Annotated in this window: 17 protein-coding genes; 5 read left to right on the forward strand and 12 right to left on the reverse strand. The window is 62.7% G+C overall.

Translation table 11 applies throughout. The annotated features are described in order from the left end of the window. Both glnA and Q0O95_RS08165 read right to left on the reverse strand, forming a co-directional pair. On the reverse strand, nucleotides 1–1,412 hold a 1,412-nt coding region (glnA, locus tag Q0O95_RS08160), incomplete at its 3' end, for a type I glutamate--ammonia ligase (protein WP_293697260.1). A 24-nt stretch (nucleotides 1,413–1,436) separates the two neighbouring features. Further along, the gene (locus Q0O95_RS08165; protein ID WP_293697262.1) at nucleotides 1,437–2,129 is read right to left on the reverse strand and encodes a DUF4191 domain-containing protein; all 693 of its coding nucleotides are present in this window, start codon (nucleotides 2,127–2,129) and stop codon (nucleotides 1,437–1,439) included. Between the two features lie 212 nt (nucleotides 2,130–2,341). On the opposite strand from Q0O95_RS08165, the gene Q0O95_RS08170 reads away from it, so the two are divergent. Next, on the forward strand, nucleotides 2,342–3,595 hold the full coding sequence (locus tag Q0O95_RS08170) for a hypothetical protein (protein ID WP_293697264.1): 1,254 nt from the start codon (nucleotides 2,342–2,344) through the stop codon (nucleotides 3,593–3,595). Nucleotides 3,596–3,599: 4 nt separating this feature from the next. Here the strand turns inward: Q0O95_RS08170 and sucB are convergent, their stop codons facing one another. The 3 genes from sucB to Q0O95_RS08185 form a co-directional block, all read right to left on the reverse strand. Beyond that, nucleotides 3,600–5,399 carry a 2-oxoglutarate dehydrogenase, E2 component, dihydrolipoamide succinyltransferase gene (gene sucB, locus Q0O95_RS08175; protein WP_293697266.1) on the reverse strand — a complete coding sequence of 600 codons (1,800 nt, stop codon included), beginning with the start codon at nucleotides 5,397–5,399 and terminating at the stop codon, nucleotides 3,600–3,602. A gap of 16 nt (nucleotides 5,400–5,415) precedes the next feature. Beyond that, a complete protein-coding gene (gene lpdA, locus Q0O95_RS08180) occupies nucleotides 5,416–6,789 on the reverse strand; it encodes a dihydrolipoyl dehydrogenase (RefSeq protein WP_293697268.1) in 1,374 nt (457 codons plus the stop codon). Between the two features lie 81 nt (nucleotides 6,790–6,870). Continuing rightward, a complete protein-coding gene (locus Q0O95_RS08185) occupies nucleotides 6,871–8,331 on the reverse strand; it encodes a leucyl aminopeptidase (RefSeq protein WP_293697270.1) in 1,461 nt (486 codons plus the stop codon). 42 nt (nucleotides 8,332–8,373) lie between these two features. On the opposite strand from Q0O95_RS08185, the gene Q0O95_RS08190 reads away from it, so the two are divergent. Continuing rightward, entirely contained in the window at nucleotides 8,374–9,294 is a 921-nt protein-coding gene (locus Q0O95_RS08190; RefSeq protein WP_293697272.1) for a PAC2 family protein, read from the forward strand. Nucleotides 9,295–9,459: 165 nt separating this feature from the next. Next, nucleotides 9,460–10,881 carry an RNA polymerase sigma factor gene (locus tag Q0O95_RS08195; protein WP_293697274.1) on the forward strand — a complete coding sequence of 474 codons (1,422 nt, stop codon included), beginning with the start codon at nucleotides 9,460–9,462 and terminating at the stop codon, nucleotides 10,879–10,881. Between the two features lie 58 nt (nucleotides 10,882–10,939). On the opposite strand, the gene Q0O95_RS08200 is transcribed toward Q0O95_RS08195, so the two are convergent. After that, nucleotides 10,940–11,158 carry a hypothetical protein gene (locus tag Q0O95_RS08200; protein ID WP_293697276.1) on the reverse strand — a complete coding sequence of 73 codons (219 nt, stop codon included), beginning with the start codon at nucleotides 11,156–11,158 and terminating at the stop codon, nucleotides 10,940–10,942. Between the two features lie 164 nt (nucleotides 11,159–11,322). Between Q0O95_RS08200 and Q0O95_RS08205 the strand changes: the two genes are divergently transcribed. Continuing rightward, on the forward strand, nucleotides 11,323–13,395 hold the full coding sequence (locus Q0O95_RS08205; protein ID WP_293697278.1) for a DNA topoisomerase IV subunit B: 2,073 nt from the start codon (nucleotides 11,323–11,325) through the stop codon (nucleotides 13,393–13,395). A gap of 251 nt (nucleotides 13,396–13,646) precedes the next feature. Here Q0O95_RS08205 and Q0O95_RS08210 read toward each other — a convergent pair whose 3' ends face one another. The 5 genes from Q0O95_RS08210 to Q0O95_RS08230 form a co-directional block, all read right to left on the reverse strand. Further along, nucleotides 13,647–13,946: a hypothetical protein gene (locus tag Q0O95_RS08210; RefSeq protein ID WP_293697280.1), complete on the reverse strand. Its 300-nt coding sequence runs from the start codon at nucleotides 13,944–13,946 to the stop codon at nucleotides 13,647–13,649. A gap of 13 nt (nucleotides 13,947–13,959) precedes the next feature. After that, the gene (locus Q0O95_RS08215; RefSeq protein WP_293697282.1) at nucleotides 13,960–14,283 is read right to left on the reverse strand and encodes a hypothetical protein; all 324 of its coding nucleotides are present in this window, start codon (nucleotides 14,281–14,283) and stop codon (nucleotides 13,960–13,962) included. Beyond that, entirely contained in the window at nucleotides 14,261–14,806 is a 546-nt protein-coding gene (locus Q0O95_RS08220) for a hypothetical protein (protein ID WP_293697284.1), read from the reverse strand. The genes Q0O95_RS08215 and Q0O95_RS08220 overlap by 23 nt, the downstream gene beginning before the upstream one ends. Nucleotides 14,807–14,933: 127 nt before the next feature. Next, complete coding sequence (locus Q0O95_RS08225) at nucleotides 14,934–15,527, reverse strand: uridine kinase (RefSeq protein ID WP_293697286.1); 594 nt, start codon at nucleotides 15,525–15,527, stop codon at nucleotides 14,934–14,936. After that, a complete protein-coding gene (locus tag Q0O95_RS08230) occupies nucleotides 15,520–17,937 on the reverse strand; it encodes a DNA topoisomerase IV subunit A (RefSeq protein WP_293697287.1) in 2,418 nt (805 codons plus the stop codon). Before Q0O95_RS08230 ends, Q0O95_RS08225 begins: the two co-directional genes overlap by 8 nt. Nucleotides 17,938–18,005: 68 nt before the next feature. On the opposite strand from Q0O95_RS08230, the gene Q0O95_RS08235 reads away from it, so the two are divergent. Next, nucleotides 18,006–19,025, forward strand: coding sequence for an alkaline phosphatase family protein (locus Q0O95_RS08235; RefSeq protein WP_293697288.1), 1,020 nt, complete (start codon nucleotides 18,006–18,008; stop codon nucleotides 19,023–19,025). A gap of 14 nt (nucleotides 19,026–19,039) precedes the next feature. Here the strand turns inward: Q0O95_RS08235 and sepH are convergent, their stop codons facing one another. Then, on the reverse strand, nucleotides 19,040–20,137 hold the full coding sequence (gene sepH, locus Q0O95_RS08240) for a septation protein SepH (protein ID WP_293697289.1): 1,098 nt from the start codon (nucleotides 20,135–20,137) through the stop codon (nucleotides 19,040–19,042). Nucleotides 20,138–20,327 lie beyond the last annotated feature (190 nt).

Here is a 20,327-nt window from a genome sequence, read left to right on the forward strand (position 1 = left end):
TAGAGCTCGAACTCGTACGGGTGCGGACGCTGTGCGAGTGGCAGGATCTCCGTCTCGCGCTTGTACGTGATCCAGTTGTCGATCAGATCCTGCGTGAAGACGTTGCCCTCGAGCAGGAACTCGTGGTCGGCCTCCAGCGCTTCCAGCGCCCCCTCCAGCGTTCCGGGAACAGTCGGGATGTCCGCGAGTTCCTCCGGCGGCAGCTCGTAGAGATCCTTATCGACCGGCTCGTGCGGTTCGATTCGGTTCTTGATGCCGTCGATTCCGGCCATGAGCATTGCCGAGAATGCAAGGTACGGGTTGCTCGAAGCATCGGGCGCCCGGAACTCGATTCGCTTCGCCTTGGGGTTGGTCCCCGTGATGGGAATGCGAATCGCAGCCGAGCGGTTTCCGGCCGAATACACGAGATTGACAGGAGCCTCGAATCCCTTGACGAGTCGGCGGTACGAGTTGACCGTCGGGTTCGTGAAGGCAAGGAGCGCACCAGCATGCTTGAGAATGCCGCCGATGTACCAGCGAGCCGTGTCGGAGAGCCCCGCATACCCGGACTCATCGTAGAAAAGCGGCTTGCCGTCCTTCCACAGTGACTGGTGAACGTGCATTCCGGAGCCGTTGTCGCCATAAATGGGCTTCGGCATGAACGTCGCCGTGAGCCCGTACTCGTCCGCGGTGTTCTTGATGATGTACTTGAACTTCAGTACGTCATCGGCTGAATGCAGCAGCGTGTCGAACTTGTAGTTGATCTCTGCCTGACCGGCGGTTCCCACCTCGTGGTGGGCGCGCTCGACCTCGAGACCGACGGCCTCGAGCTGCAGCACCATCTGATCGCGGAGATCGGCCTGCTTGTCAGTCGGCGAAACGGGGAAGTAGCCACCCTTGTACGGTGTCTTGTTACCGAGGTTGCCGCCCTCTTCCTTCCGGCCGCTGTTCCACGCGCCCTCGATCGCGTCCACTTCGAAGAATGAACGGTTCGGGAGAACTTCGTGTCGCACTTCGTCGAAGATGTAGAACTCCGCCTCGGGAGCGAAGAAGGCTGTGTCGGCGATGCCCGTTGACGCAAGATACTGCTGAGCCTTGTTCGCGACCTGGCGGGGGTCGCGATGGTAGATATCGCCGGTGCGCGGGTTGTAAATGTCGAAGACGATCACGAGGGTTTTCGCGACGCGGAAAGGGTCCACGTATGCGGTCGTGACGTCGGGTATGAGCTGCATGTCGGACTCGTGGATGTTCGCGAAACCGCGAATCGACGAGCCATCGAACAACTGGCCGACCGAGAAGAAGTCTTCATCTACGGTCGAGGCGGGGATCGTAAAGTGCTGCTGAACTCCGGGGAGATCGGTGAAACGCACATCGACGAACTGAACCCCCTCATCCTGGATGAATTGCAGTAGCTCGGCTGAATCCTTGAACATGATCCTCCTGTCGTTAAGGATTTCCTACCGGGGGCGTCCGGGACGCACGCGTCTCGGATCAATACCCTTGGGTATGGGCAAATTGAGGTTGCCCATACTCGAAAGTCGATTCGCAACCTGGATGACCTCGGGCTTGGAGAGCTGCTTCGGCAGCTTCTTCATAGCCTTGGTGAGGCCACCGAGTTGCAGGTCCGACTCGGGACCGACGTGAAGAATATGCACGGGCACGTTCTTCGCTGTCCGTGCCAGCTGGGTCTGCTGTTCACGGAGCATACGTTCGGTTCGGCTCTTCACGCCCTCGACGATGAGAACGATCCCGCACCGACCGACTGCGCGGTAGATAGCGTCCTGGGTTTTCGGGTTGACGCCAACAGGCATCTCGCTCGTTCTCCAGGTGCCTCGCAGCCCGCTCTTGAGGATGCTCCCGACTGCGCCGGGACGACCCTCCATCTGCTTCATCGCAGCCCGCTCGGCACGTCGGCTCATAATGATCATGGCCAGGAGGAAGCCAACGAAGACCGACGTGACGATCCAGAGGATCTGAATGAACAAGCTGTCATTGAAGATGAGCGTTGACGTAGTGACGAGCACCACGGGCGCGAGGAACGCCACGATCATGAGCGGTAGAGCGAGCTTGTCGAGGCGGCGGGTCATTTTGAAGACCTGCCACATCGTCTTAAGTCTGCCCGGCTCCTTGCCCTGATCGTTTCTTGCCATGACGACCAGTTTAGCGATCCTTGCGACGTGCGGCTGACAGACTCGCGCCTCACAGGCACTAACTGTCCACATCGTTACCGTATCGAGAGCGAAACTTCCGCGGAATCGTGCAGATTTAGCGGATGCAACAGCCTCAGAAAATTGATCAGCCCGACTCTGTGGAACGAGTCCGCAGAGTTCCGTCCCCCGGTGACTGCTCTCACAGTCTGGCCGTGCTGGATGACAACGTTGTGCTGCTGTGCGCCGCAAACGGGCAGGCACGCTCAACGGTTGCTGGGACGCTCGCAGCAGCGGGGCGCCTCGCGCACGACCATGTGGTGCTGCCCGGAGACTACTGGACAGAAGGGGACACGCTGGTAGTGATGTACCCACCGGCGCAGGCGACGCTCGCGGAGCTGCTGCGCGAGGCCGACCTCAGTGATGGGGCCGCCGTGACCGTGCTGGTGCCCGTTCTCGCAGTCCTCGAGGAGCTGCACAGCGCCGGCGTCGCCGGCGTCGACCTGGAGATCGAGTCCATTCACGTCGATGAGTCGGGTGCGCCCTTGATCTCGTTGCACGGTGCGCTCCTGCGAACCGACTCGCCGACTCCGCACTGGCGTCGAACGGACACGTGCGTTGCACGGGACGCCCAAGCTCTGAAAGCGCTGCTATCGAACCTCCTGAGCGCTATTGACGCAGTGCCGACCGACGTGGAGTCGTGTATTGCGGATCGCCGTTGGCAGCAGGCGGCGGATGCGCTGCTGGATTGGCGACAGCCCCTGGCGCTCTCCGCGATCGTGGAGAACGAGGTCGAGCCCAGGCAGGGGGAGGCGCGCGTGACGAGACGGCAGTTGCGGCACGCCGGGCGCGGCGGGATCTTCAAAGGATGGCGGCTCGGAATCGAACGGCTCGCGATCGGGGCCCGACGCATCGCCGCCGGAATCCTGCCTTCTTTGCGCTCCGTTCGCCGCGGCGTATGGATCACGGGGGCGTTAGGAGCGAGCGCAGCCGTTGCTGCCGGGGCCGTCGTGCTCTGGAGTCCGGGAACATCGGAAGACGCGCGCACGGGGGACGGACATCCCTCGGAGCCAGAGCTTCTCGTCGGCACCGTCGAGGAGGAGGCCCGCCAACCGGAGGAAAACGAGCCTGAGGAGGAACACGGTGCCGAGCCGTCGCAGGAGGATGACGAGGCGGATGAAGATGCGATTGTCGCCGCTCTCGAGGAATTGCTTGAGCTGCGTGAAGTCTGTCTTGACGCTGGGGGCACCGACTGCCTCGACGAAGTCGTCATGGCGGGAACGCTACTGTACAGCGACGACGCTGCGGGAGCGCCCCAATGGCGTGCTCCGGCGACGCCCGAAGTCCGCATCGACCAGCATCTCGGTGACGCGGTAATCGCGAGTGTCGTCTCGAACGAGCAACCGGCCTCCGTGCTCGCAGTGAACACGGAGGCCGGTTGGAGGCTGCGCGAGATCTGGCTCGGCTAGCGCTTTAGATACCGAGATCGGGCTCGAAGTCGCCCTCTTCGAGTCGTGCCTTGACCGCGGTCAAGTAGCGGGCCGCGTCTGCGCCATCGATCGTGCGGTGATCGTACGAAAGAGCGAGGTACACGGTGGAACGGACGGCGATGGAATCGCCTTCCGGACCGGAAACGACCACTGGCCGCTTCACGACTGTGCCGACACCCAGAATGGCCCGCTGCGGCTGGAACACGACGGGGGTGTCGAAGAGCGCACCGCGAGAACCCGTGTTGGTCAGCGTGAACGTGCCACCCGCGAGCTCGTCGGGGGAGAGCTTGTTGTCGCGGGTGCGCGCGGCTAGATCAGCGATCTGCTCCGCGTACTGCCGCAGGTCGAGCTCACCCGCGTTCTTGATCACGGGCGTGAGGAGGCCGCGCTCCGTGTCGACGGCCATCGCGAGATTCTCGGTGTCCGGATACGTGATGGATTCGCCATCGTCCGTCGAGTTGATCTTCGGATGCGCCTTGAGAGCCTCGACCGCCGCGAGCGAGAAGAACGGCAGGAACGAGAGCTTCGTACCTGTCTTCTCGAGGAACTCGGCCTTCACCGCGTCGCGAAGTTTCGCGACGCGAGTCACGTCGACTTCGACAACCGTCGTCAGCTGCGCCATGGTTGTCATCGACTCGACCGCGCGTGTCGCAACGATCTTACGGAGGCGGCTCATCTTCTCGGTAGAACCGCGCAGGGGCGATGCCTCCGTGATTCGCGCACTACCGGCGGCGAGCTTACGCCCGGTGGCGCCGACATCCTTCGACGCGGGCGTGCTCGAGGATGCTTGCAGCACATCCTCTTTGCGAATACGACCGCCGACGCCGGTTCCCTGCAGCCCCTGAAGATCGACGCCCTTCTCAGCGGCGAGCTTCCGGACGATGGGAGTCACGTAGACGCGCGCATCCGAGGATGCGGGAGCCTTTGGAGCAGAAGGCGCTGCGGGCGCCTCGGGCGCTTCTTCCTTCGGCTCCGATTCCTTCTGTTCCGGTTCCGTCTGCTTCGGCTCCTCGGGGGGAGCGGATTCCTGTGCAGGCTCTGAGTCCGGGTCGGGAGCCGGCTCTGGCTCCGGCTCTTGGACGGGCTCAGGCTCAGGAGCGGACTCGCTGGCGGCGGCAGTCGTGGAATCGTCGCCGATTCTCGCGATGACGGCCCCCACTTCGACCTCGTCGTCCTCATCGGCGAGAATCTCCGTCAGCGTACCGGCGACGGGCGATGGGATTTCCGTGTCGACCTTGTCGGTGGAGATTTCGACGATGGGCTCGTCGACCTCGACGGTGTCGCCGACCTGTTTCAGCCAGCGGGTGATCGTACCCTCGGTGACGCTCTCACCGAGCTCGGGGAGCGTGACGTCAGCAGCCGCATCACCGGATGCCGACGCGGGGGCCTTCTGCTGCGGTTCGTCGGTCGCCGCCTCTTCCTGGGTCGGCTCTTCTTGGGCTGGCTCTTCTTCGGGCTCTTCCTGCTCGGTCTCTTCAGCAGGCGCTGCCTCTGAAGTCTCCTCGGCATCCTCTTCAGGTGCATCCTGCGTGTCGGATGACGCCTCGGAAGGCTCACCGACGCGAGCGATAACCGCGCCGACTTCGACCTCGTCGTCTTCGTCGGCGAGGATCTCCGTCAGCGTACCGGCGACGGGCGATGGGATTTCCGTGTCGACCTTGTCGGTGGAGATTTCGACGATGGGCTCGTCGACCTCGACGGTGTCGCCGACCTGTTTCAGCCAGCGGGTGATCGTACCCTCGGTGACGCTCTCACCGAGTTCCGGGAGCGTGATGTCAGACAATGTGGGGTCTCCTGTTTCAGATTGCGTGAAGCGGCTGTCCAGCGAGCTTCATCGCGGCTTCGCCGAGAATCTCGTTCTGTGTTGGGTGCGCGTGAACGAGCTGCGCGACGTCTTCCGGGTATGCATCCCAGTTGACGATGAGTTGCGCTTCGCCGATGAGCTCCCCGACGCGTGCGCCGAGCATGTGAACGCCGACGATCGGACCGTCTTTGACACGAACCATCTTCGCGAAACCGGAAGTACCGAGAATCGAGCTCTTCGCGTTGCCCGCCAGACTGTATTCGTAGGCCTCGATTGCGTCTTCTCCGTGCTGTTCCTTGGCAGCGGCTTCCGAGAGACCGACGGAGGCGACCTGTGGTTCGCAGTAGGTGATCTTCGGGATGTTCACGTCTTCGACGATACGCGGCGACTGCCCCGCGATCTCCTCTGCGACGAAGAGCCCCTGCTGGTAGCCGCGGTGAGCGAGCTGGAGCCCGGGAACGATGTCGCCGACGGCGTAGATACCGGGAACACTCGTCTCGAGACGGTCGTTGACGGTGACAAAGCCCCGATCGAGTTCGACGCCGGCTTCTTCCAACCCGATGCCACTCGTAGCTGCGCCACGTCCGACCGCGACGAGCAGGAGATCCGCTTCGTACGTATTGCCGTCCTCTGTCGAAACCTTCACGCCCTGGTCGTTCTGCTCGACACCCGCGAAGCGCGCTCCGAGCTTGAAGCTGATGCCGCGCTTCTTGAACGCACGCTCCAGCCCCTTGGAAACGACTTCCTCTTCGTTGGGAACGAGGTGAGGGAGCCCTTCGATGATCGTCACCTCGGCACCGAAGGAGCGCCAGAGGGATGCGAACTCGACGCCGATCACGCCGCCACCGAGTACGATCGCCCTCTTCGGCGTCCAGTCCATCAAGAGAGCCTGCTCGCTCGTGATGACTCGGCCTTCGATGTCGAGCCCTGGCAGCGACTTCGAGTACGAACCCGTAGCAAGCACGATGTTGCCGGCCTGCAGCGTGTCATCACCGACCTGAATCGTCTTCGGGCCCGTGAGCTTTCCCTCGCCCTTGACGACGGTTACGCCTTTCGCGGACAGGAGGCCCTGGATGCCCTTGAATTTCGTCGCGACGATGCCGTCACGGTAGGACTTGACCTTCTCAGCATCGACGCCCTGGAATTCGACATTCACGCCGTACTTCTCCGACTCACGGGCTTCATCGGCGAGTTCGGCAGAGTGCAGTGTCGCCTTGGTGGGAACACAACCTCGATGGAGGCAGGTGCCGCCCAACTTGTCCTTTTCAACAATAGCTACGGTCTTGCCGAGCTGAACGGCACGGAGCGCAACGGCGTACCCTGCGCTTCCGCCACCCAGAACGACGATGTCAAAGTTCTGGTCTGACACGCGGATGCTCCTTAAATAGAGGTATTCGTGGAGGGTTACTCCAGGAGGAATGCAATCTCTTAGCTCAACCCTACCGCTGTTTTAAGACTGATCGTTGCGAGCGAAATCAGCGGTGAATCCGACAAGCGAACGAACCATCACACCGGTGGCGCCCTTGGCGTTCCAGCCGTATGCGCCTCCTTCGTTGTTCGCCGGCCCTGCGATGTCGATGTGCAGCCAAGGCAGCTCGTTGCCGTCTGCGTCACCGACGAACTCCTGCAGGAAGATGCCCGCGACGAGCATCCCGCCCTCGCGTTTGCCCGGCCTTGCGTTCGCGATGTCAGCAACCGGCGACTTGAGCACCTCGGCGAGTTCTTCGGGGAGCGGCATCGGCCACGCGCGCTCATCCGCTGCGCGAACGGCCTCGAGGAAGGACTCCGTGAGGGATTCGTCGTTCCCCATGAGCCCTGCGTACCGGTTGCCGAGCGCGATCTGCTGAGCACCCGTCAGCGTCGCGATGTCGATGACGATGTCGGGCTTCTGCTCGACCGCGTACTGCAGGCCATCGGCCATGACGAGGCGGCCCTCGGCATCCGTGTTGGTGACCTCCACGGTCTTGCCGCCACGGATGCGGATGACGTCTTCCGGCTTGATGGCGGCCGCTGACGGCATATTCTCCGCGAGGCAGAGCAGAGCCGTGACTCGAACCGGCAGATCGAGTTCAGCGGCGGCGAGCGCGACGGCGTAGGCGCTGCCCGCTCCCGACATATCGAGCTTCATGCCCAGCATCGAAGCTGCGGGCTTCAACGAAATGCCGCCCGTGTCGAAGGTGATGCCCTTGCCGACGATTGCTACGTGCTTCGTGGCTCGTCCGGGGTTGTAGTCGACGACGACGAAACGAGGTGGATTTTCGGATCCCTGACCGACGCCGACGATGCCGCCGAACCCGCCCTCGCGGAGTTCTTCCTCGTCGAGCACGGTAACGGTGACGGGGAGGTCTGCTGCCTCATCGACAACTCGCTCTGCGAACGCGGCCGGCGTCAGAATGTTCGGGGGCATGTTGCCGAGATCACGCGACCTGTGCACAGCGGCCGCCAGCACGCGGGCCTGGCGCACGGCCGTGTCGCTGACGTGCGCCTCACCGACGGCTACCTGCACCTCCTTCGCGAACTCCTGGCCGTCGCGCTTGCTCTTCTCGCCGACGAAGTTGTACGCACCGAGGGCAGCGCCTTCCAGAACCGCACGGGCGGCAGCGTCATCTGCCACAGGAAGCGCCAGCACGAGCGAGGGCACGTCGCCGAGTGCACGTACAGCGACTGCGGAAGCGGCTCGCAACGACTCCGTCGTGGCGCTCTCTCCGAGGCCGACGAAGATGACCGTGCGATCGTCCAGAACGGTGCGGGCAACCTGGTCGCGGTCTCCGTTCAAGCCAAGGCGCTCGAGGTACGGAGTGTCGAAGCCTTCGGCCTCGGGGCCGTCCGTTCCGCGAACAACGCCGTAGACGACGATCTCCGCTGTGGAGTCTTCTGGAGTAGCAACAATGCAAAGCGTGGGAATAGCCATGCGGTCGAGCATACTGATTCCATCGACAGTAGGCTTGACACCATGCGAACGAGGCGATTGTATGAGCCTGGCCAGGACTTCGAGCGAGTGCCGGGGGGCCTGCACCTCGTGGTCTCCATGCACGGATTCGCCGACGCGGGGAACACCGCGGAACTGGTTGCTTCGACGCTCCTCGACACGTTGGAGCATCGAACCGTCGCAGGCTTCGATTCGGACCTCCTTATTGACCATCGGTCGCGGAGACCGCAGATTCGCTTCAACGAGGATCACCTCGAAGGGTACGAGCCGCACGCTATCGAGCTCTCGCTCGTGACGGACGATGCCGGCCGCGATTTCCTCCTCCTCACGGGTCCCGAACCTGACTGGATGTGGGAGCGTTTCACAGCGGAGATCGCCGAGTTGGCGGAGCGGCTGGAGGTGGCTACGATCACGAGCATTCTCTCGTTCGGCATGCCCGTGCCGCACACTCGTCCGCTGGCAACGACGGTTTCCGGCAACCAGAGGGAGCTCATCGTCAAGTACTCGGCGTGGCAGCCGAATACGGAGTTGCCAGCTTCCATCATGCACTTGCTCGAGTACCGTCTCTCCGAGCACTGGCCGTTCGCGTCGTTCTGTGTTCTCGTGCCGCACTACATAGGCAATACGGGATTCGCCGGGCCAGCCTTGAAAGCGCTGGAGTCGATTACGAACGCAACCGGTCTCGTCTTCCGCACCGACGCGCTGCTCGAGAGCGAGCGAGAGTTTCAGCAACTCGTCACAGAACAGGTTGCCTCGCACGAAGAACTCCGCACGCTCGTGCACGCGCTGGAGGCACGGTACGACGCTTTCATGGAAGGTTCCGACATCCGTTCGCCCCTCGTCGACGACGATGGCGACGTACCCTCAGCTGACGAAATCGCCGCGGATCTCCAGCGATTTCTGGCGATGCAGCAGGGGCAGGGAGACGACCCTCTGCAGCAGTAGGCGACGATTCGGGGGTCTTGCCGAATCGCCGGGAATGCGATAGTGCGCGATCGGGTTATAATTGTAACGAGACCTGTGCAGGTGCGACCGTTCAGCGGCCACTTGACATGGGTCTAACGACTGCCTGAAAACACGTTCTGGCATTCAAGCACGGACAGGAGCGTCATGTCCCCGGCAAAAAAGACAGCCACGGAGACCCCGGTAGAGACCGCGGCGGAAGAGTCGACGGGCACCACCAAGACCGCGACCAAGCGCGCGTCTTCGACACGCACCGCGTCGAAGACTGCCGCGAAGAAGACCGCGAGCTCGAAAACAACTGCAAGCAAGGCAAAGACAACGACCGGCAAGACTGCGGCCAAGAAGACGACCGCATCGAAGTCTGCCGATAAGGCCGGAGCCGAGAAGAAGCCTGCGGCCAAGAAGACCACTGCGGCGGCGAAGCCTGCGCCCAAGAAGACCACGAAGAAGACCGCTGCGAAGCGCACTTCTGCAAAGGCGAAGGCCTCGGAGGTCGAGGCTGCGGAGTCGCTCGACGAAGAGACTCCCGAAGAGGAAACCGAGGAGCAGGTCGAGCAGAAGGAGCAGGCTGAGCAGGCTCGCAAGGCGCTCCCGAAGGACGCCATGGTCATCACCTCGCGCGACGAGGACACATCACCGAGTGCGACGCAGATCACGGGCGCGACAGTCGACCCGGTCAAGGACTACCTGAAACAGATCGGTAAGGTCGCCCTGCTGAACGCTGCTGAAGAGGTCGACCTTGCGATGCGTATCGAGGCTGGTCTCTTCGCAGAGGAGAAGCTCGATACGGCGACGGATCTCACTCCGAAGCTCAAACGCGAACTCCGTGCGATCGCGCGGGACGGACAGCGGGCCAAGAGCCACCTGCTGGGCGCGAACCTGCGTCTCGTTGTCTCGCTCGCGAAGCGGTACACGGGTCGCGGAATGCAGTTCCTCGACCTGATTCAGGAAGGTAACCTCGGTCTCATCCGTGCCGTCGAGAAGTTCGACTACACGAAGGGCTTCAAGTTCTCGACCTACGCGACGTGGTGGATTCGCCAGGCGATTACTCGAGCCATGGCGGACCAGGCGCGCACCATCCGCATCCCCGTGCACATGGTCGAGGTCATCAACAAGCTGGCTCGCGTGCAGCGGCAGATGCTGCAGGACCTCGGGCGAGAGCCGACGCCCGAGGAGCTCGCCCACGAGCTCGACATGACACCGGAGAAGGTTGTCGAGGTGCAGAAGTACGGTCGTGAGCCGATTTCGCTGCACACTCCTCTCGGGGAGGATGGCGACTCCGAGTTCGGTGATCTGATCGAGGACACCGAGGCTGTCGTGCCGGCCGACGCGGTCGGATTCACGATGCTGCAGCGCCAGCTCGAGTCGTTGCTCGACTCGCTGTCAGAGCGTGAGGCGGGCGTCATCAAGATGCGCTTCGGTCTCGGCGACGGCATGCCGAAAACGCTCGACCAGATCGGCGACACTTTCGGTGTCACCCGTGAGCGCATTCGCCAGATCGAGTCGAAAACGATGGCGAAGCTTCGTCACCCTTCGCGTTCGCAGGCGCTGCGCGACTACCTCGAGTAAGCGAGACGAGAAGGGCCCCGGCGTGATGCCGGGGCCCTTTCTCTTACTGAGAAGAGGTTTACTCTTCCGTGAGCTTGGCTGTCTCGTCGTGCCACATCTCGGCGAGCGGGTGCAGCTTCTCCCTGTGCTTCGTTGCGTGGTGCGCGCAGAAGAGCAGCGGGCCGGAAGCCATCATGACGCGGACATACGCCTGTGCACCGCAGCTGTCGCAGCGATCAAGCGCTGACAGGGGGGCTGTCGCCTCCTGTTGCCGATCCAGTGAAATCGTCTGTTCCATCGTGACCTCCTTCAACGTGTATCCATCGTGTCATACGAATCCCGACGATTGTGCCTTGGTGCGGCCGGTTCGCCTCTGGCGTAGTGGAGACCACTGCCGCGTGGGAACATGCGAAGAGGCCTGCCCTTGCCTACTATCAATACGTCACGAACAGGAGTTATGCGTTGGCAGCAGACTATTCCGCACGGCAGCTTTCCGTGCTCGAAGGACTCGAGGCGGTCCGTAAGCGCCCCGGCATGTACATCGGTTCAACCGACTCTCGGGGACTTATGCACTGCCTCTGGGAGATCATCGATAACTCCGTCGATGAGGCGCTCGGCGGCCATGGCGACAGCATCGATGTCGTCTTGCATGACGACGGCAGCGTTGAAGTGCGCGATAGCGCACGGGGCCTGCCGATCGACATAGAACCGCGAACCGGTCTGACGGGTGTCGAAGTGATCTTCACCAAGCTCCACGCTGGAGGAAAGTTCGGCGGTGGCGCATACTCGTCGTCAGGTGGTCTGCACGGCGTCGGCGCATCGGTCGTGAACGCGCTGTCGAAGCGGTTGGACGTCGAGGTCGATCGTGACGGTGCGACGTGGGCCATGAGCTTCCACAGGGGTGTTCCGGTTCGCTTCGACGACAGCGAAGGCGTGCGCCCCGACAATCCGCACGAGCTGTTCGCCGACGGCAGCGAGTTGCACAAGATCGGCAAAGTCGCGAAGAGGACGACCGGTACCCGTGTGCGGTACTGGGCGGATCCGCAGATCTTCACCCGCGACGCCGACTTCGTGTTCGATCAGCTTGTCCGACGCGCACGTCAGACGGCGTTCCTGGTGCCCGGGCTGGGCATCCGCCTCATCGACGAGCGCGGTGACGAACCCGTTGAACAGGAGTTCCGCTATGAGGGCGGGATAGGGGAGTTCGTCGAGTATCTCGCGCCGGATGCAGAGCTCACCCAGGTGTGGCGGGGCTCGGGGGAGAGAACGTTCACAGAGACGGTGCCCGTGCTCGATGAAGCGTCGGGTCACATGGTCTCGCAGGAGGTCGAGCGCACCTGCGACGTCGATGTGGCGCTGCGGTGGGGCACCGGCTATGAAACGACGGTGCAGTCGTTCGTCAACATCATCGCGACGCCGAAGGGCGGAACACACCTGACGGGGTTCGAACAGGCGATGACGAAAGTGCTGCGCGATCGGGTCGCTCAGAATGCCCGTCGCTTGAAGGCGGGTAAGGACAAGCTCGAGAAGGACGACATCCTTGCCGGGTTGACAGCCATCATCACGGTTCGGTTGCCGGAGCCGCAGTTCGAGGGGCAGACCAAGGAGGTGCTCGGCACCCCCGCAGTACGACAGATCGTGTCGCAGGTCGTGCAGAGTGCACTGAACGAACGGTTCGATTCGAGCAAGCGCGAGGATAAGGCAGCATCGAACACGGTGCTCGAAAAGGTCGTCTCCGAGATGAAAGCCCGCATCTCCGCGCGCGCCATGAAGGAGACCGCGAGGAGGAAATCGGCGCTGGAGTCGTCCACGCTGCCCGCGAAGCTCGTGGACTGCCGGTCGAAGAACGTCGACGAGACCGAGCTGTTCCTGGTCGAGGGAGATTCCGCGCTCGGTACGGCGAAGCCGGCGAGGGACTCCGAGTTCCAGGCGATTCTACCGCTGCGCGGAAAGATCTTGAACGTGCAGAAGGCATCGGTTGCCGACATGCTCGCGAACGCCGAGTGCGCCGCCATCATGCAGTGCATCGGGGCAGGCTCTGGCCGAACGTTCGACATCGATCAGATCCGCTACGGCAAGATCATCATCCTCTCCGACGCGGATGTCGACGGTGCACACATCCGGACGCTGATCCTGACCCTGCTGTACCGGTACATGCGGCCCCTAATCGAGGAAGGCCGCGTGTACGCCGCGGTGCCACCGCTCCATCGGGTGCAGATCAAGAATCCGCGGAAGCAGGATGAGGTCGTCTATACGTACTCCGACGCCGAACTCCAGAACCTGCTGAAGAAGCTGAAGCGTCAGGGCAAGTCCTGGGTCGAGCCGCCGCAGCGATACAAGGGCCTCGGCGAGATGGATGTCGATCAGCTAGCGGAGACGACGATGGATCGTGACCGCAGAACGCTTCGCCGTGTCGCAATCGACGATGCGGAGGCGGCAACCGAGATCTTCGAACTGCTCATGGGCAGTGAAGTCGCCCCGCGCAAGCAGTTGATCATGACGACTTCGATCGATCGCGAACGCATCGACGCCTGACCTACGGCGAGGGCCGCAGCGATTGCTGCTAAGCCCGCGGAGATCGGCGCTATCGTGGGTGGTCGGAGGCACGCGCGAAGGTCTTTGCGGCGCATTTTCGAGATCATCGCAGTACGGATCCGATATCGGCTGATCAATACTCAGCAGAGTAGCCCGTCGGGTTCGACGCTGTCGCGTGGAATTGTTTCCCTCAAGCTGCTTTCAGCCGGCCGTCCTTCTTGTTCGGAGATTGCCGAAAGCTCGCATCATGCCTAGAACAGCACGATGCCGGGCAATATGGTGAAGTAAACGGCCGCGCTGAGTATTGCGTAGGCTCCGGCAGCGACAGCGAGGAGCAGACCGAGAACGGGAAGCACGACGACTCGGCGATCTGCCTGCCGTGCAAGGGCGAGCGCAACGAGGCCCAAGCCGGCGCAGATGATCGAGGGGAACGACATGGACGGATCCGGCAAAGTGTTGAGCCAGATGGCAACGATCGAGAGCGCTGCGGCAAGAAGCGAGAACGAGCGAGCCTGCCCGCTTCGTCGCTCACGCTGCGATTGCGTTGTCAAGCTACCGGAACGACTAGTTCAGGATCAGGCTGGTGGCCAGGACGGCGCCCGACAGCACCAGGAACGAAACAGCGAGCGCAGGCAGAAGCCGAACCTCCTGATCGGCGCGTCGGGCGAGCACACAGGCCAGCGAGCCTGCGAGAACAAGACCGAGCCCGATCGTCGAGCCGACAACCTCGTACTGCGGTAGCCACAGCGCGATCCATGCGCTGACGAGTGCGGAACCGCTGGAGAGGAGCGCTACGCTGCGTCGACTCAGCAGCGGCTTCGACTCGCCTGCGGCGCCCCCTTCATCGTCGAAGTATCGATGTACTTCACGCTCGCGTTGCTCCGACACTGCGCATCACCGCCTGTTCTGAAGAAGCGGGTTCCTGTTCCGCGGCAACAGGCTCGGCTACCCCTCCCGTGGCCGTGCGGACCTCATCGATCGCGGTGGACGAGCGCGGATCGGAACGCGGTCTGTGCAAGAAATGGATGACGATCAGAACACATCCAAGCACGGGAGTGGTGAGTTCGAACGGCCAGGACGGCCACAAGACCATGAAGTGACCTGGCCAGCCCGCGATCATTCCGTAGAGCATCTGCCCCAAACCAACCGGCAGCGCTATGAGCGCCGTGCCAACGGTCACAGCGAAGAACCGGAACCGGAACGCTCCCGCCGTCAGCAGGCAGGTGACGGTTATGACGAGACAGATCTGGAGCCACTGCAGCGCGTAGTTCTCACTCCATTCGGAAGAACTCGGTGATGAGCCCAAGAGAAAGCGATCGAAGAGAAAGAATACAACCTGAATCTGCGAGAGGATCGCCGCGGCCAGGAGACCCACAAGCGCGAACAGCGAGATCCGCAGCGTAGCCGCCACTTCAACCACCTCTCCGTGCGAGCTCTGGCGGAGCGATGCTCCAGGTCAGACACATGGTCCGAGGCTATCGATCGCGCCTACGTCCTACAAGGCGATCGACCGGATTGTTATGCGGCGGGAATGCCTGTCACAGCGCGCGAAGGATGCGCTTGATCCTCGACTTCTTGGTCAGCACGAAGCCGGCTTGCTGTGCCTCTTCGCGCAATCGCGATTCGGCTCGGCGCAGCGCCAATCCGCGTCGGACGAGGAAGGGGAGGGGCTTGCGAGCCTCGCGAACATCACGGGCGAACCTGCGCAGCATCGTGAGCGTCGGCGATTCGATGACGTACCAGGCGTCGTACGCAACCGAGCGTCGTCGAAGCTCCTCGACGACAGCCGAGGCGAACACTCCCTCTGCAATGACGGGCCCGTGTGTGACGCGAAGCTGTCGAGAACCCGATCTGCGGGAGATCGAGAGGTCGTAGACGGGAACCGTGACCGCTCGATGTTCAACAAGTCGCAGCAGCGCGTCAACCGCATGCTGGGTGCGAAACGTGCCGACGTCATCCCAGTCGATTTCACCGTAGGGCGTTCGGGGCAGTCGATCATCCAAGTCTTCGTCGATTTCCCGATAGAACGCGTCGAGTTCAACAGCAGGAGCTCCGAAACTTCTGGCAATGTAGGATTTTCCGGACCCGGAGGCCCCGCCGACAATGATGAGGCGAGGAACGCCGTTAGGCACCGATACGGCTTCCGACGGCTCCGACTTCCTGCTCCGTGCTGACACCCGAGCCCGTGCGCGGAGCACCCGACTCCGGCAATTGCCGCAGACTGCCGTCCCTTCCGAGCCCCATGGGAGCGGTGCCGGCCCATCCCAGTGCCAAATTGCTCTCACCGCGGAGCATTCGGTGGCTCGCGACGCCACCGGTGCCGCGTCCCTTCACGGGGAATTCGTCGAGTTCGGAGACCTTGGCACGGGCGGCGTCGAGTCCCGCGAGCGTTTCGGCGCCGGCCGTGACAGTGACGACCTGCGCTTCTTCGCCGACCGCTCCAGCGAAGATCACCTGCGCATCGTCTCTGAGCGACATGCCCTTCATGCCTGCAGCTCCAGGACCCTGAGTGTTGACGGACGAACTGGTGAAGCGCAGCAGCTGACCGTCGCTTGCGATCAGGACGATCCAGGAATCATCATCGGCGACAGCGGCTCCGACGACTTCGTCCTTGGCCTTCAGGCTGATGATCTCTGTCGCGGTACGGTCGGGAATCGACTCGGGAAGCACGCGTTTGACGATGCCGCCGCGCGTCGCAACCAGCACCGGAGTCGTGCCGGTCAGCGGGACGATTGTGAGCGGCTTCTCCCCCTTCTCGAGACCGACGGCGTAATCCTTCAGTTTCATTCCCGCGCCCATGCCGATGCTGGAGATCGGAACGGAGGGAAGATCGACGGCGGTGACACGCAGCACGCGACCCAGGTTCGTGACGATGCCGAGGTCACCGCGTGTCGTCGTCTGCACAGAAGCGGTGATGCCGTCGTGCCGCGTGCGTCGGGAAGGCGAAGGCAGCGTCTCCGTCGTGTCGACTCGGAGAATCCTGCCTGTCGCACTCAGCAGCACGGTCGTGGGCTCGTCGGCGATTTCGAGTGAAACGGACTTCTTCGAGGAGGCTGTCGCGTCTGCGGATGCGTTCGTCAGCAACGTACGTCGGGGCGTACCCAGCGCCTCGGCGGTCGCATCGAGCTCGTCCGCCACCAGGTTTTCGAGGAGTTGCTGCGAGCCGAGGATTTCCTCGAGCTCGGCGATTGCCTGGAGCAGTTCACGCTGCTCGTTCTCGAGCTCGATGCGGGAGAACTTCGTGAGTCGGCGGAGGCGCAGCTCCAGGATGTACTCGGCCTGCAGTTCGCTCAAGTCGAAGACATTGATCAAACGGTCTTTCGCCTGCTGCGAATCATCGCTCGACCGGATGACCTGAATGACTTCGTCGATATCGACGATCGCTACCAAGAGCCCTTCGACAAGGTGCAGTCGCTCTCGCTTACGTTTGAGGCGGTATTCGCTGCGGCGGCGAACAACGCTGATCCGATGATCGAGGTAGACCCGCAACAGCTCCACGAGGCCGAGCGTTTTCGGCTTGCCGTCGACGAGCGCTACGGCGTTGATGGAAAAGCCGTCCTCCAGCGGTGTGTGCCGGTAGAGCTGTTCCAGAACGGCCTCCGGGCTGAAGCCGGCCTTCACGTCGATGACGAGGCGCAGCCCGTGTTTCCGGTCCGTGAGGTCGTTGACGGCGGAGAGCCCCTGGAGCTTCTTCGCGTTGACGCCGTCCTTGATCTTCTCGATGACGCGCTCTGGCCCCACCAGGTACGGCAACTCGGTCACGACGATCTGCGTCTTGCGACCGACGCGTTCTATCGAGGACTTCGCACGTGTCTTGAACGAACCACGGCCCGTCTCGTATGCCTGACGAATGCCGTCGAGACCGACGACTATGCCGCCGGCCGGCAGATCCGGCCCCGGCACGAAGTCCATGAGATCCGCGACATCCGCATTCGGATGCTGCAGCAGATGCTTCGCGGCCGAAACAATCTCGACCAGGTTGTGCGGCGCCATATTCGTGGCCATACCGACAGCGATGCCGCTCGCGCCGTTGACCAAGAGGTTCGGAAACGCGGCGGGAAGCACATCCGGCTGTTGATGCTGGTTGTCGTAGTTCGGTACGAAGTCGACGACGTCCTCGTCCAGGCCCTCTGTCAGGGCGAGGGATGCGGCAGTCAGGCGTGCTTCCGTGTACCGGGGAGCGGCGGGGCCGTCGTCGAGCGAGCCGAAGTTTCCGTGGCCGTCGACGAGCGGAACACGCATTGTGAACGGCTGCGCGAGGCGTACGAGCGCATCGTAGATCGCGCTATCGCCGTGCGGATGCAGCCTCCCCATGACGTCGCCGACGACGCGTGCGCTCTTGACGTGTCCCTTGTCTGGGCGCAACCCCATCTGCGACATCTGAAAGACGATTCGACGCTGAACGGGTTTGAGACCGTCGCGGGCGTCGGGCAGGGCGCGAGCGTAAATAACGGAGTATGCGTACTCGAGGAACGAGCTGCGCATCTCTTCTGCAACATCGATTTGGTCGATGCGTTCTGGGTGTGAGGCGTTCGTGTGCATAGGCTGAAGGAATGTTACCCGCGATCCCCGCCGATTCTCGGCGCCTTGCCGACGTGTTGTCGAGTGCAATGGCAGCTTTTGACGGCAAAGCCAATCCTTTGCGTCTCCAACCGACTCGTTCTGCGCTTGTCGTGCTGATCGATGGGTTGGGACATGCGCAGCTGGCACAGCATCGCGGTCATGCACGCGCACTGGGGAGCGCATCGGGCAAAAGCCTCGTTAGCGGTTTTCCGTCGACCACCGCGGCGGCACTGACTTCACTCGCAACCGGAACACTGCCCGGCAGCCACGGCATCGTCGGTTACGATGCGCTCGTCCCTGGCATCGGCGTCCGGAACCAGTTGCGCGACTGGGGCGGCGAAATGGATCCCGACACGTATCAGCGCAGCGAACCGCTCTGGAGCAAACGAACGTGCGCGATTGTCGCCGAGGCGAAGTACGCGGCAAGTGGCTTCACGAGGGCGACGCTTCGTGGCGCCGACTACATAGGAGAAGACAACCTGGATGCGCGGGTGCAGGCGGCAGCGCAAGCACTCCGCTCACATGAGCTCGTGTATCTGTATCTGCCGGAGCTCGACCGGGTCGGTCACAAGCACGGCGTCGGAAGCAATGAGTGGGTATCCACGCTCGAAATGCTCGACGCGCACGTGGGCGAATTGGCGGCGGTGGTACGCGGCGGAATGCTCGTCACTGCCGATCACGGCATGGTCGATGTGCCCACAGAGCGGCACATCGTGCTCGGCAGCGCGCTGGATGGTGTCAAGGAGATTGCGGGTGAAGCTCGAGCCCGGCAGTTCCACCTCGAAGACCCTGACTTTGCGGAGCAGGCTGCGAAAGATCTGCGAGAAGAGTTCGGGGATGTCGCATGGGCTGTGACACGATCCGATCTGGTCTCGAGTGGCTGGCTCGGCGAAGTCGACCCTCTTGTCTTACCGAGAATCGGGGATGTGCTGCTCGCGGCCAAAGGTACGTGGGCGTTCTACCCGGGCGAAGGCGACCCTGCGATGGGCATGGTGGGGCAACACGGGTCGCTCACCGACGAGGAGCTTCGTGTGCCTCTCGCGCGCTTCGGAGTTTGGTCTCGGTAGGCCTCTGGCCAGTTTTAGTCGTCCGAGCGTGAGCCGAAGACGATTTCGTCCCAACTCGGCATTGCAGCGCGAGAGTTCTTGCGCTTACCCGCGGAGAGCGGCGACGTGTGGTGTTTACCGTCGTCGTCCTCTTCGGTCTTCGGCTCGTCGGCCTCCTCGACCTGGAACAGCGGGGTGTCCTCTTCTTCACTTTCTTTGTCCGACTGCGGCTCGGGAGCAGTCGACTGTTCCCGTTCTGTCCGACGTCGGCGGAGCGCATCGAGAAGATCAGCCGTGTGGCTTGGTTCCGTAGCAGCACCGGAAGCCCTGCCGGGGGAGCGACGGGTTTGATGAGCGGGCTCCTCGGCGGGCGCAGACTCAACGGGAACCTCAGTATCTTGCTTTGAGATGCGGAAGGCACCGGAATCGAAGCGTTTACCACCCAGCGGTTGCCCTTCGGTCGCAGTCGCTGCGCTCCGCGCTGCGTCGGACGCGACGGGCTCTTCTGTCTCCTCTGTCGGCGTCTCCTGCCGCTTCTGCTCCTCCGCTTCAACGGGGCGAAGTCTGGGTACCAGGACGCTCGTCGGGTCGGTGCTCTGGCTGAGGGCTTTCGCTTCTTTGCCGAGCGGCGTCAGCGCGTGCTTCTTCCTGTCGAATGCCCAACGGGCATCCGCGCTCCTACTCTCGGCTACGAACGTGAGGCGAATGACCCAGCCACGGTCGACCTCGCGCCACGAGAGCCACTCCACGTCGTGAGCCTCGAGTTCGGTGAGTCGTTCGCGCATCGCTTCTTCGAACGTGCGCTCGCCCGCGAGCGGATCGATGTCGCCGGAGGCAACCGGTGTGCGCTGGGCGAGTTCGAGAATGTGCTGACGCTCGGCCAGGACGGGGCCTTCGAATCGCTCGATGTAGGGGAGATCTTCGCCTGTGCGCTCATGCACTTCGCGTGCTGTCATGCCTTGGCGGATGAGCGTCTGAATCTCTCGTGGTGACGCTTTGCGTTGTACGGGGTCTGCTTCCGGTCGTTTGCGAGTGCGGGGCAGGTCGTCGATCGCAACCCCGTATCGCACGCCGGATGGGGTCTCCACGATGAGCGTGTCGTCCTCGACACCGATGACGGTGAGTCGTTCCATGGGTGCGTACCCTCCTCGCATTCTCACAGGCAATTGTTGTTCGGTATTGCGCGAGAAGCCGGAGGCGCGCCGGATTTCGACCCAGTGGGTCGAAATCGTAGAAAGGCGGGAACGAAGAAAACACCGCTGAACGTGGGTCTGCGAATCTGGAAGCGACCCAGCGGGTCGAAATCGTGGAAAGGCGGGAACG

It is taken from the genome of uncultured Agrococcus sp. (assembly GCF_945915485.1).
In the GTDB taxonomy this organism is placed as follows: domain Bacteria; phylum Actinomycetota; class Actinomycetes; order Actinomycetales; family Microbacteriaceae; genus Agrococcus.

Coding starts and splice junctions, on each gene's coding strand:
- Q0O95_RS08165 (WP_293697262.1), bottom strand. CDS start 2,129: ATGGCAAGAAACGATCAGGGCAAGGAGCCGGGCAGACTTAAGACGATG.
- Q0O95_RS08185 (WP_293697270.1), bottom strand. CDS start 8,331: ATGGCTATTCCCACGCTTTGCATTGTTGCTACTCCAGAAGACTCCACA.
- Q0O95_RS08190 (WP_293697272.1), top strand. CDS start 8,374: ATGCGAACGAGGCGATTGTATGAGCCTGGCCAGGACTTCGAGCGAGTG.
- Q0O95_RS08195 (WP_293697274.1), top strand. CDS start 9,460: ATGTCCCCGGCAAAAAAGACAGCCACGGAGACCCCGGTAGAGACCGCG.
- Q0O95_RS08200 (WP_293697276.1), bottom strand. CDS start 11,158: ATGGAACAGACGATTTCACTGGATCGGCAACAGGAGGCGACAGCCCCC.
- Q0O95_RS08230 (WP_293697287.1), bottom strand. CDS start 17,937: ATGCACACGAACGCCTCACACCCAGAACGCATCGACCAAATCGATGTT.
- Q0O95_RS08235 (WP_293697288.1), top strand. CDS start 18,006: ATGGCAGCTTTTGACGGCAAAGCCAATCCTTTGCGTCTCCAACCGACT.
- sepH (WP_293697289.1), bottom strand. CDS start 20,137: ATGGAACGACTCACCGTCATCGGTGTCGAGGACGACACGCTCATCGTG.